Below are 11,079 nucleotides of genomic sequence, written 5' to 3'. Positions count from 1 at the left end.
TCACAAAAGCATGAATGAATATTGAATCCTTGAGACTGCCACGTTTTAATCTGCTTAATCAACTCTTCGACAAATACTCCCGATTGATAAAATTCTTCCCAGATCCATATGCGGTCGTCCGAGTCGACAGTAACGAGGATTAGGGCGCTGGGATTGGTGTATCCAAAATCCACTCCCACGTAGGCGGGCAGTCCTCGTTTTTCGATTGGAAATTCCGGGCGGCAATGGGCCTCGTAGGAGAAGTCGGGATATACTAATCCTTCAAATCCCACGAACTCTCCTTCAATTTCTTGTTTTGCAAACGCTCCGGTGTAGGTTCTTTCCAACATTGGAACGTAATCAGAAGGCAAGTAGGTGTTTTCTCTGGAAGAGCTTGCAATAAGAAAAGTGTCTTGGAGTTTTTTTATTGGATCGGCAAAACGTTCGTAGACCCAGTTGAATCCTTTTGGAGTCCCCGTTACCCATGCCTTTGCTTTCCCCACACGAAGTCGGCCGACTAAGACATCGAATGATGTTCGTGATCCACTTGATGCTTCGTCGTACCACCACCAGGAAAGATTTGGTCCGCGCAAGTGGTCAGGTTTTTCCGTGGAGACAAAAAAGGTTTTGGCACCATTGATGAGTTCTAATTCATGGTATGTTTTGTGATAGTTCTTGATGAGCTCTGGGGGCAGAATTTCGAAAAAGGTTGGCATGGTCGACTTTCGCAGCATAGGATAATTGGGGGCTGCAATCATACCTTGTGAACCCTGGTGAGACAGCATGAAGCTGATAGCTTTCATGGCTCCCGCATAGGTTTTGCCAGACCCCAAACCGCCAATGTATCCAGTAAATTTGTTTTGTGCTTGATGAAATGCTTTTTGCTTTGGGAGGGGTCGATAGTTAATCGTTATCTTTTTCGGACGGGTCGTCGTGAGCATCTGTTTTACCTCCCTCTTCTTCAATAGTAAAAACGACCTCCACTCGATTATCTTGAATGGACTGGGATTCTCCGCGAGCCAATCGTTCCAGTTTTGCCCCCTCTACCACTGCGCGGGTTGCATCTCCGAAGCTCATTTTTGCTGGCTTTGTTTTCTCAATCTTTTGTAAGCCCTTTTCTTGGAGTCTCTTTGCCGCTTCGGCCTGGCGTTTAGACATCTGTGCTATTTCCTTGAGGTGGGTTTGACGGAGGATGGCGTCTTGGTATTCATCCCATTCTTGGCAGCGTTTAACCCATTTGTATCGTGTGCTCCATACCTCTAACTGCCCCTGTTTTGCCCCGGTATTGCCCCCTTCCTTTTCTGATAGGGTTTGTGCCAGTTGGCGGAGTGACCTCTCTTCCATATCGCGGTATTTTTGGAAGGCGGCGTATGCCATGCTTGTTTCGCCCCGTATGGTTCCGCCGGGTATTTCTTTGAGAGTGTTACGCATCGTTTGTCTCCTCTACCCAAATGCTGGCAATGTGTTCGAGGGGGATCCAGACTTTTTTTCCAGGAGCGGGAATGACCACCATTTTAGTGGAGTGATTTATCGCCGCTGAGAGAATCGTTTCAACTTTTTCATAGGATATTTCTAATGTCTCCTCGTTTGTCCAATTGATTGTCCCTCCTGTTTTGGTGATTATTTGTGTTTTGGTTTTCATGGAGTGATAGCCTCCATTGGTTGAGTCACAGATCTGTCTGGAGAAATTTCTGTTTTCATTTCTTCCGTTTTGGCACACTCGACTAAGTATATTGATTCAATGGGGTGCATTTGGCAGGATGGGCACATTGGTATGAGCGGGGTCAAGGATGATATGAAGACAATGATATTGCAACTTTTGCTGGTGCATCGGAATGGGTACATCATGCTTTGTAGAGTCTCCTTTCAGTCAATTTTTGGTTCAATTTTCCGGTCAGACGAAGATGATATCCTCCAACTGAAACGTTTTGGATTCGCTGAACGAATGAGACTAACTCTTCGTCCGATAATTGGAATTGATTTTTTACGGATTGAAGCGTGCGCGTATCCCCTGCTCCGTGATAGGAAAAGGACTCGTAGACTTCTACGACCGAATGTCCTACTCTATCTTGGGGCGCGATGCGCATGATGTTGGTTTGGAAGCTTTTATTTCCTGGATAATAGTGAAAGCCAAACACGTGAGCTGCTTCACGCATGAGTCCACATATCCAATTTTTCGATGGAATATCCAATTCCTTTTGCAGTACGTTGAGAAACAATCGTTCGTTAGCCAGACATAACTCCCTGATTTTGCGGAGTTGTGCAGCTTTTTTTCGGGGATACTGTAAGAGCTTTTCCAATGTTTGAATATCTACTTCGCTACAATTCAGTAAGTTTCTTCTTCCATTGTGGGAGTCGCCTTCACTATTCACTTCATTGGATAATGTAAGAAGTTTCTGCTTCGTGAATAGTGTGTCCTCTATTCTTTTTCCTTCTCCACAATCTAAGAAGTTTCTTCCGGAATGGCGGGGGTCATTCATAGTAGTCCCGTTCCCTTGCACGTTGGGCAATTCTCTGGACGAGTAGAGAAGGGGTTCATTCCAGTCCCGTTGCAATCGTAGCATGTAATGCCTGGGTTCATTGGCGGTACTTCCCCCAGCCTTTCGATTTGTTTCGCTGGTTAAACCAGTAATGAAGCGCTAAGAGATGGCTGCAAAACGGCGTTTCTCCTTTCCGTTTTTTGGTTTGATACCCTTGACAGTTACACTCGTGAGAAATCGAGCTTTCCCCGATAGGAATCTTTTTTGGAATACGTTCGAAAATGTAAGTGGTGGAATTGTATCCCCTAATTGGTTTGCAGATGAATCGTTTTCGAACATGATCGTATTCGATGCAGTCATGCTCAAGTAGTTTGTATGCTTTCTCAACTTGGGAGTGTCGCAGCTCTTTTTCCATTGCTGAATAGTATTGAATATCTTTAGGGTTGGTCACTTCATACACCCCCTTCTCGCTGTTCTTCGGCTTTTGCTTTCAGTTTTGCATTATGTTCTTGGAATTCTTTCGCGACTTCAGCGGCGGCTTTTTGAACTGCTTCCCTGAATCCTTCTGGATCTTGTTTTGCCATTAAGTCCATGAGCGGATTTTTTCGGAATATTCGTCGCATGAGGAATCATTTTCGACCTGCTATTGGCAGACAGTCGCCTCCGTGCAAACAAAACGAATTTCAGGCTTCCCATCAGAAGTTCGAGAAGCAATGAGAATTCCTTTCTGAGATTGGCGCCCGAGCTCTGGGAAATTTTTTCGTAAAAATCGGGTTGGTATTGGCAATCTTGTAGATTGTCTGTTTTTCCAGGAAAGGACGGTTATCTCGTGAATGGGTTTTTTATTGGTTGAATCCTTCATCGATTTCACCTTGGGTTGTATTGTTTTGGAACGAGCGACTCAAATCGGCTGAAGGGGAAGGGCTTTCCCCTTTGGTCACATTTTTATTTGCACGCGATTTGCCTCCGATTGTCTTTTGGCTTGGTCAAGAAGCGATTCTTCCTCAGGGGTCTTTGGTCTCCACCCGCCCGCTTCGTATGCGAGCAATAGGCTCTCAGCGACCTCTGGAGAGAGAATAACACTCACTGATCTTCCTCCCTCTCTGCTGTTGCTTTGGTATGCACTGGGTAAGTATACACACAAATCACCTTATGCAGAGCATAATGTATTTGAGTTTAAATGGGCGTTCAGAGAGGGGGGCCATTCCGCCGTCGTCGATATTTCAACGAACATAATTCATTTTTTCGCGGGAAAAACAATAGGTAGTTTAAAGCCTTGACTTATTCATTGCTATCGATGCCAAGTGAATCCAATCAAACATACTATCCACTAACTTCGACAGTTATTTTTCGCACACTCCAAAAAATTATCGAAGGAAAAGACAGCGTTGCGCAGATTACGGAGGCTATTTCAGAAAAAGAACAAAATGTTTGGGTCTATGTAAAAATACTCGGAGACGAAGATCTTATTGTCATTGAGTCCCGAGAAGAAGATAAACGAATAAAAAAATACACACCAAATATGAGGGGAATTTTGAGCTTTTACTTAAAATGGGTTGATGCTAATCGGCCACTTAAAGAAAAAGATAAGGATCAATTTTTGTCCAACAAATCTTTTACAAACGAATTTGATTGGTACATTGAAAAACAACTACCAAAACTTCGAGTTGAAAATTTGGAACGCGCATTTTTGTCATTCTCGACCAACCTTATAATGAATTACAAAACACGCCAAACTTTGCGTGAATCATTTCGAGTTCAAGCAGCTGAAGGGAAAACAAAACTCGAAGATGTCGTAAAAAAAATCGAAAGGGAAATTCAAAACTTATCCTCTATCAATGAAATTCTTTCATCTGTTGTTTTTGGCGGACCAAACTTAACGAATAAACTTCCCGATAATTCTTATCCCGGCGTGAAATTATAGAGTCATTTGAATATGGATCGCTGATTGAGTCATGTGGATCAGCCCATCCCATTTCTATTGCAGTCCTGATCCACTCCTGTACCGCTGGCGATAGTGCGCACTTCATACCAACCCCCGAGGTTAACCTGACCAAAGCGATACCTGATACTACTTGTAATAAAGAAGCTTTAGGAGGAGGGAGGTCAGTCCGCCGTAAAGGTTTTAACGGATTGACGGTTAATTCTCAATCTATAGGTTGAGATTATGGCTCAAGATAAAAAAGACCTGCAGAAAAAGAAACTCCACTCGCTTTCATGGATGTGGTGGGCTGCGATTGGGGTGGTTCTACTTTTCATTATTTTAGCTGTCTGGAGCGGTGGATATGTTGAAAGAAAGTACAATAATTGTGTGGAAAAAAACGATGTAAATGAATGTGTTTTCTTTTGCGAAGACCGAAAGATAATTCCGGCCTGTGATATTGCATGCAAGAATGGGGATGAATACAGTTGTACCATCCTCAAAGGATGTAATTCTTCATACCGTTGCTATAGCGATTACACCTGATGGATCGTTGCCTCCCTTTGTTTTAGAATGGCCTGAAGCAACATATCGTATGCTTTCTCCATCTTGCTCATTCTTTCATTATTTAGCTGCTCCATTTGCAAAATATGTTCCTGCAATGTTTTCATTTGATCTTTGTATTCCATTCTCTCCAGGACGCCAAGAGGCCGCTGACATTTTCGACACACTTTGTCTTCGAAGGTATTGTTGGTTGCACAGATATCGCATTTTTTTCCAAGTAATGGATTTTGTTTTTCTTCTGTGATTCTCTTTTTTCCATTTACTGTTCGAATTGCATCATAGGTATCTTTTCCACTAAGGTGGAGATAAACTGCCGTTGCGCGACTGGAATAAGAATGGCCCAGAACTACCTTCAGCTGCATTTCATTTAGTCCTCGTTGAATTAAATGGGTGGCTCTCGCATGGCGTAACAAATGAGGATGCAATCCTTTGATGCGGACTTTCTCAGCACATTGCTTAAGTATTTTTACAATAGCCGCATATCCAAACGGCTTACCATATGAAGATGGTGCCACGCTTACAAAAAGTAGTCTATCTTGAAAGTCTTCTTTGTCCCGATGGGGATGATAGAGTAATGCTTCGCGAAGAAGTTGAACGGTTGAGTCTACGAGCAGAACCTGCCGCTCCTCTGTTTTACTATGCAGAATATGGATCACTGCTTCATCATCCTGGAATATTACATCCTTGACTTGCAGCCGTGCGATTTCACCTATTCTTCCAGCTGAACTATAGATAGTTGAAATCATTGCCTTGTGCATCGGATTTCCAGCAGCTTGAATTAATTCGGCTATTTTTTCCTCGGTTGGAATATCGAGCAACTTCTTTCCTTTCTTTTTTTGAAATTTAATTCCTTTCACTACTTCAGGGTACTCCGTGGTTTGTCCGAACCATTTGTAAAATTGTTTTAGGCCTTGGATATACATCTCTTTTGTAGTGTCATTGGTCCATTTGTGCATAATCTTGGACACTAACCCTTCTTGGCCTTGTATGTCATCTTTCGTTGCGGACTCGAAGTCTCTACAAAACATTTCTCCTAAAACTGCCATAATCTCGATGAGACGGTACTTGCGGTTAAGTCCATAGTTCTGGTTTTCCAGATTGACAAGATAGCGGCGAAGGAGTAGCCGATTCGCGGGTGTCAAAGTATATACACGTCGTTCTCGGTAACTGGCCCCATTGTATGGGAATTCATCTGGCCAAATTCGAGATCGAAGCAGCTCGAAACTATGTGGACGCTTGTACAAATGGTCTTCCATGTGGATCACGCACCTTGGCTTTTCCAAGTTCTTTAAATCCAGTTGGTGCGCGCTTCAACGCGAAGACCCAAGCGGGAGCCGCTATTTGAATTCCGTGTTGAAGTGCGGTGTTCTTACTTTATTTTACCGCACTTTAACTCGTAACTCGAAGCGGGGACCGTTATTCTGATTCCCAGTTGAAGCGCGGTTTTCGACTATTTTCACCGCGTTTTAACGTGGAACCCTAAGCGGGGGCCGAGAGTTGAACTCGGTTTTCCGGCTCTGCAGGCCGGCGCATAACCGTTCTGCCACCCCCGCAAGGGTTTCGCCCCTTGAGGGCGACGGCCCACCTTGATGGATTTCCTTTCGTCAATCCCGCGGTAGGCCTATTTCAAGGGAATTTATCCCGAAAAGGGTTTTAATGCCCTTGTACCTGCCTGGAGCATGCTCAAGGCGGTCATATTCGATTTCGACGATACGCTGGTAAAAAGCGGGATGGTATCCTTCCAGAACCACTGCCGCACCGCCCGTGCGTTAGGGCTGCCCAAGCCCTCTTTCAACATGTTCCTCCGGTATTGGGGAAAGCCCTGGCACACGATGGTGGTGGCATTATTTCCCCATTACGACGTGAACGCCTTCATTGCCAAATACCATGAGATTAGGAAGGGAACCCGTTATCCCCTCATCCCGGGCGCCTTGGATACGCTTAATTTTCTCCGCGAGCACCACATTGAAACGGCCATTCTTTCCAACAAGCCCACGGACCAATTGTGGGAACGCATTTCTCATACCGCGTTGAACCCCAAAAATTTCCTCTTCGTTTTCGGCGAGCAGAGCACGCGCTTCAAGAAGCCCGACGCGCGGGTTTTCGATGAGGTGCTGTTCGAATTGAAGAAAGAGAGGATTCGGAAGCACGAAGTACTATATGTGGGGGATCTCACGGTGGATTATTTCGCGGCGCGGGGAAACAACATCGATTTCTGCGGGGTGCTCTCCGGTTTCCATTCGAAAGCCATGTTCACCAAACACGGCTTGAACCCTCAGCATCTCATTCCCAGTGTAAAAGACCTTCCCCCCTGGCTGGTCGAAAACCGGTATATTACTCGCGCCCACGGGAAAGGGTACTAACCATCTATCCTGATCTTTTTTATAGCATTTAGCCATTTATTGTTTATGATAAAAGAGGAAACTCAGCGCACCTATGATCGAATTGCGAAGACGTGGGATAGCAAAGTTTGGGTTAAAAACATTGAATTCAACACTGAACTTATTGAGTTTGCAAATATTTCAGGAGACGAAGTTGCATTGGACGTTGGAATCGGAAAGGGAGATTTTGAGAATTTTCTTAAAATAAAAAATTTAACGGGGGTTGATATTTCAAAGGAAATGATAGCAGAATGCAAAAGGACACATCCATCGTTCAAATTGGTTGTTGGAGATGGGGAAAATCTTCCATTTTTAGATAAATCATTTGATCTTGTACTCTGTCGAAATCTTTTACAAAATTTTGTCAATCCCGATAAGGCTTTTCGTGAGATGCATCGCGTATTGAAAACTGGTGGAAAAATGCTTGTAATCGAGGGGGCTGTATTCGAAAACGAGCGTGAATTTGTTGCTAGTATCGTTCGTGTGACTGAGCCTCACCATCCTCTTTTCCCGTCCCATGAACTGATACGTGCTTTATTCGAGCAATTCGGAATAATTGTTACCGAGCAGCGTGTCGGAAAGCTGCACAAAAAATGGCTGAGCGGTTTTTGTGAATCAAAACAGGCATCCGCAAAACAAAAAGACGAGATTATTTCCATTTGCATGAATCTACCTGAATGGTATCGCGAGAAATACAAAATGACATTTCATTCGGATCAAAATGAAATTGAATCTACTCTTACGTTTTGTTTCATCCGAGGAAAGAAGTAGTCTGCTCGTCTTTCGCAGGAGGGGTGCGTCTGCCAGTATTGGCAAGTTAAGATTCTGGCGTATCCTATTTCACACTTAAATCCCCATATAGCCAATCTCCTAGGTCAACTCTTAAATGGTTTTGAGTCCTATTCTTTCCATGCGCATCGCCATCGTTTCCGACACCCATTTGGGGTATGCCCGCGGAACCTCCCGGGGGGAGGATGCGTTCGCGGGTTTCAGGCAGGCCGTGGAGGGCATCATCCAAGAGAAGCCGGATGTGATCCTTCACCCCGGGGACCTTTTCGACCACAAGATTCCCGAGCAGGAGGTATGGGATGAGTGTTTCACCCTTTTCAGAATTCTCCAGCGGGCCCCTTCCCCTGAAAATATTTCCATCACCCATTTTCCCCGGGAGGGGGATGCCAATGCTTTTTCTTTCCAGGGAATTCCCGTCATCGCCATCGCGGGCACGCACGAATACCGTGCCAAGGGACTCACGAATGCGTTGCATGTGTTGCACACCGGAAATTTCCTTGTGTGTTTGCACGCGTCCCATGTGGAGGTGGAAAAAAAAGGTCCTGGTGGGGAAACAGAAAAAGTGGCCATTCATGGTATGCCAGGTATTCCCGAGAAGCGCGCCCTTGAAGCCCTGAAACTATATAACCCCCAACCAAAAGCGGGCATGCCCAATCTCCTCGTCCTCCACCAGTCCATCAAGGAATTCCTTCCTTCCAAGGATGATATGGTCGCCACCATCGGATTGGAAGATCTTCCCTCGGGCTTCGATCTTCTCGTTAACGGGCATTTGCATTGGACCTCCCTCACGGAATGGGGGGGGAAACGCTTGATCATTCCAGGATCCACGGTGTTTACTCAAATGAAACGGTTGGAGGGGCAGAAGGAGAAGGGATGGTACCTCTATGACACCCGCACCCGGGAATTGGTTTTTCATCGCCTCCCCGAACAGCGAAAACTCTATTATCATTGCCTTAAGTTCAAGGATGCCCGGCCCGAGAATATCCTAAAGCGTTGCCGGGAGATAATTTCCAAAGACCTGACGTCCCACGTGGGGTTGTTGCCCTTATACAGAATCAAATTGAAGGGCACCCTGGCTAAAGGCTATTCCCAGGCAGATGTGGATCTGGGGAAGGTGCTGCTCGAATTCTCCGGGAAAGCCCTTTTCTCCCCCGCGAAGCGGTTTAATGGCTCCCCTTTCGTTTTCAAGGTGGAGGAGTTGCGCGCTTTGCATGCGTCCAAGCGCAGCATCGCTCAAATGGGATTAGGACTGTTGGAGCAGAACGTGAACCAGACCAATGCCAAGGACAGAATGGACGTGAAGACGTTGTTCGAACTCCTGGAGGACAAGCAGAACCTCGAGCGGATTGTCGCGCAATTGGAACAAGGGGAACTTATCCAGGCGCCAGATCCAGGAAACGCTCCTATTCTTCCTTCAAAAATAGTGGAGCCGCAACAGCGGTTATCCTGAACAGCTTATTTTTTCTCGGCATATCTGGTCAGCGCTTGCAGGGCCCGGGCCGCCTGATGGGGATCATCAAATGTGTTCACGCCTTCTTTTTCCAATAGTTTCATATGCATCTGGGCAAATTCTCCTCCCGCGCTGAGCAGGAGCACCGGTTTTTTACGCTTGGTCAATAGTTCACTCAACCCCTCGATGATGTCCGAATCGAGGGTGGGGACCTGGAAGAGCATGATGAGGATGAGGCTGTCCACATTAGGATCGTTGAGCGTGTTCTCCACCGCAACAAGAAAGCGGTGGTTGTCCGCGTCTCCCGTCAGGTCCATGGGATTCCGTATTACCGCGTAGGAGGGAGACACGGCGATGATGGGTTTTCGATTCTTTTCCCGCATGGTTGCGAGGGCCAGTCCAGTGTCTTCCAGGGCATCCGTGGCCAACACCCCATACCCACCCCCATTGGTAATTATTTGGACCCGGTTCCCCTTGGGAAGAGGTTCACTGGCAATCGTGCGGGCAAAATCAAACACTTCCTGCATCGTCCGTGCGGGAATCAACCCTGTCTGGTCCACCACGGCCTCAAATACTTTTCCACTCCCTGCAAGGCTCCCGGTGTGCGACGCCGTGGCTTTTCCTCCCGCCACGCTCATCCCTCCTTTGATGACGATCACAGGTTTTTTCTTTGAAAGTTTTTGGGCCGTATGGAAGAATTTCTTCCCATTTCGGACGCCTTCCAAATAGACGCATATGACTTTCGTAGTGTCGTCCTGCGCCAAATATTCGATGAGCTCCGCCTCATCCACGTCCATGGCGTTTCCATAGGAAACGAATTTGTTGATGCCATACTCCTTGTTTCCCGCCCAATCCAGCACGGCGCTTCCCAGTGCCCCGGATTGGGAGATGAATGAGATGACCCCGGGTTTAGGTCTTCCTAATCGGTAGCGGGGGAGGAACAGCGTGTCCACGTGTGAGCGCGTATCCAAAATCCCCAAGCAGTTGGGTCCGATGACCGGCATGCGGGGGTACTTTTCCATCACCTTTTCTACCTGCGTGGTCAGTTCCATATTTCCTATTTCAGAAAAACCGGCAGAAATGATGACAATACTCCCCGCTTTCTTCCGGCCGCATTCTTCTAATACTTTTGGTACGAGTGCGGCGGGGACGGTAATGATCGCCAAATCCACGCGTCCAGGGACCTTCAATATAGAGGAATAGGTTTTCAGGTCCAGGATTTTCTCCGCGTGGGGATTAACGGGGAAAATCTTCCCAGAGAATCCGCCCTTAACAAAATTCTCGAGCACCACATACCCTATTTTACCCGGGTTCCGGGAAGCGCCAATGACCGCGATGCGTCTGGCGGAAAAAGCGGATTCCAGTGCAGGGGGCATGCATTTTGCAAGAAATCCGCGATTAAAAAGGTTGTTATTTGAACATTTTAGAAGTGGTTGGACCAAAAGATTTTTTTTTGGGAATATAATTCAAAAATGGCTTTCAGTCCTTGTCCCTTGTAACCTAGGCTTTTCGTCC

Annotated in this window: 14 protein-coding genes and 1 tRNA gene; 5 read left to right on the top strand and 10 right to left on the bottom strand. The window is 46.2% G+C overall.

Annotated features, from left to right (window positions below; all coding sequences use genetic code 11):
- From Q8P05_02835 to Q8P05_02805, 7 genes are all read right to left on the bottom strand, one after another.
- Window positions 1-920: phage terminase large subunit (locus Q8P05_02835; protein MDP2666409.1), on the bottom strand; the 920-nt coding region annotated here is incomplete at its 3' end.
- Window positions 883-1,410, bottom strand: a complete 528-nt coding sequence (locus Q8P05_02830) for a hypothetical protein (GenBank protein MDP2666408.1) — start codon at window positions 1,408-1,410, stop codon at window positions 883-885. The genes Q8P05_02830 and Q8P05_02835, both read right to left, overlap by 38 nt.
- Window positions 1,403-1,621, bottom strand: coding sequence for a hypothetical protein (locus Q8P05_02825; protein MDP2666407.1), 219 nt, complete (start codon window positions 1,619-1,621; stop codon window positions 1,403-1,405). The genes Q8P05_02830 and Q8P05_02825 overlap by 8 nt, the downstream gene beginning before the upstream one ends.
- 202 nt (window positions 1,622-1,823) lie before the next feature.
- Window positions 1,824-2,459 (bottom strand): hypothetical protein, encoded by a 636-nt coding sequence (locus Q8P05_02820; GenBank protein ID MDP2666406.1) that lies wholly within the window; start codon window positions 2,457-2,459, stop codon window positions 1,824-1,826.
- 97 nt (window positions 2,460-2,556) lie between these two features.
- Window positions 2,557-2,910, bottom strand: a complete 354-nt coding sequence (locus tag Q8P05_02815) for a hypothetical protein (protein MDP2666405.1) — start codon at window positions 2,908-2,910, stop codon at window positions 2,557-2,559.
- Window position 2,911: 1 nt separating this feature from the next.
- Entirely contained in the window at window positions 2,912-3,082 is a 171-nt protein-coding gene (locus tag Q8P05_02810) for a hypothetical protein (protein MDP2666404.1), read from the bottom strand.
- Window positions 3,083-3,396: 314 nt separating this feature from the next.
- Window positions 3,397-3,546, bottom strand: coding sequence for a hypothetical protein (locus Q8P05_02805; protein ID MDP2666403.1), 150 nt, complete (start codon window positions 3,544-3,546; stop codon window positions 3,397-3,399).
- Between the two features lie 210 nt (window positions 3,547-3,756).
- Between Q8P05_02805 and Q8P05_02800 the strand changes: the two genes are divergently transcribed.
- Both Q8P05_02800 and Q8P05_02795 read left to right on the top strand, forming a co-directional pair.
- The gene (locus Q8P05_02800; GenBank protein ID MDP2666402.1) at window positions 3,757-4,383 is read left to right on the top strand and encodes a hypothetical protein; all 627 of its coding nucleotides are present in this window, start codon (window positions 3,757-3,759) and stop codon (window positions 4,381-4,383) included.
- A 243-nt stretch (window positions 4,384-4,626) separates the two neighbouring features.
- Window positions 4,627-4,926, top strand: coding sequence for a hypothetical protein (locus Q8P05_02795; protein ID MDP2666401.1), 300 nt, complete (start codon window positions 4,627-4,629; stop codon window positions 4,924-4,926).
- Here the strand turns inward: Q8P05_02795 and Q8P05_02790 are convergent.
- Both Q8P05_02790 and Q8P05_02785 read right to left on the bottom strand, forming a co-directional pair.
- Window positions 4,917-6,200 carry a tyrosine-type recombinase/integrase gene (locus tag Q8P05_02790; protein MDP2666400.1) on the bottom strand — a complete coding sequence of 428 codons (1,284 nt, stop codon included), beginning with the start codon at window positions 6,198-6,200 and terminating at the stop codon, window positions 4,917-4,919. The two genes, Q8P05_02795 and Q8P05_02790, sit on opposite strands and share 10 nt — an antisense overlap.
- Before the next feature lie 226 nt (window positions 6,201-6,426).
- A tRNA-Cys gene (locus tag Q8P05_02785) sits at window positions 6,427-6,497 on the bottom strand.
- Window positions 6,498-6,623: 126 nt separating this feature from the next.
- On the opposite strand from Q8P05_02785, the gene Q8P05_02780 reads away from it, so the two are divergent.
- The 3 genes from Q8P05_02780 (at window position 6,624) to Q8P05_02770 (ending at window position 9,564) form a co-directional block, all read left to right on the top strand.
- Window positions 6,624-7,307, top strand: coding sequence for an HAD family hydrolase (locus Q8P05_02780; GenBank protein ID MDP2666399.1), 684 nt, complete (start codon window positions 6,624-6,626; stop codon window positions 7,305-7,307).
- A 45-nt stretch (window positions 7,308-7,352) separates the two neighbouring features.
- Entirely contained in the window at window positions 7,353-8,096 is a 744-nt protein-coding gene (locus Q8P05_02775; GenBank protein ID MDP2666398.1) for a methyltransferase domain-containing protein, read from the top strand.
- Window positions 8,097-8,235: 139 nt separating this feature from the next.
- A complete protein-coding gene (locus Q8P05_02770; protein ID MDP2666397.1) occupies window positions 8,236-9,564 on the top strand; it encodes a DNA repair exonuclease in 1,329 nt (442 codons plus the stop codon).
- A 5-nt stretch (window positions 9,565-9,569) separates the two neighbouring features.
- Here Q8P05_02770 and Q8P05_02765 read toward each other — a convergent pair whose 3' ends face one another.
- Window positions 9,570-10,940 carry a CoA-binding protein gene (locus Q8P05_02765; protein ID MDP2666396.1) on the bottom strand — a complete coding sequence of 457 codons (1,371 nt, stop codon included), beginning with the start codon at window positions 10,938-10,940 and terminating at the stop codon, window positions 9,570-9,572.
- Window positions 10,941-11,079 lie beyond the last annotated feature (139 nt).

This window comes from Candidatus Diapherotrites archaeon, from assembly GCA_030688545.1.
Classification (GTDB): domain Archaea; phylum Iainarchaeota; class Iainarchaeia; order Iainarchaeales; family VGJJ01; genus VGJJ01.
The sequence above is the reverse complement of the archived record's forward strand: the minus strand, read 5'-3'. Positions and strand labels throughout refer to the sequence as shown.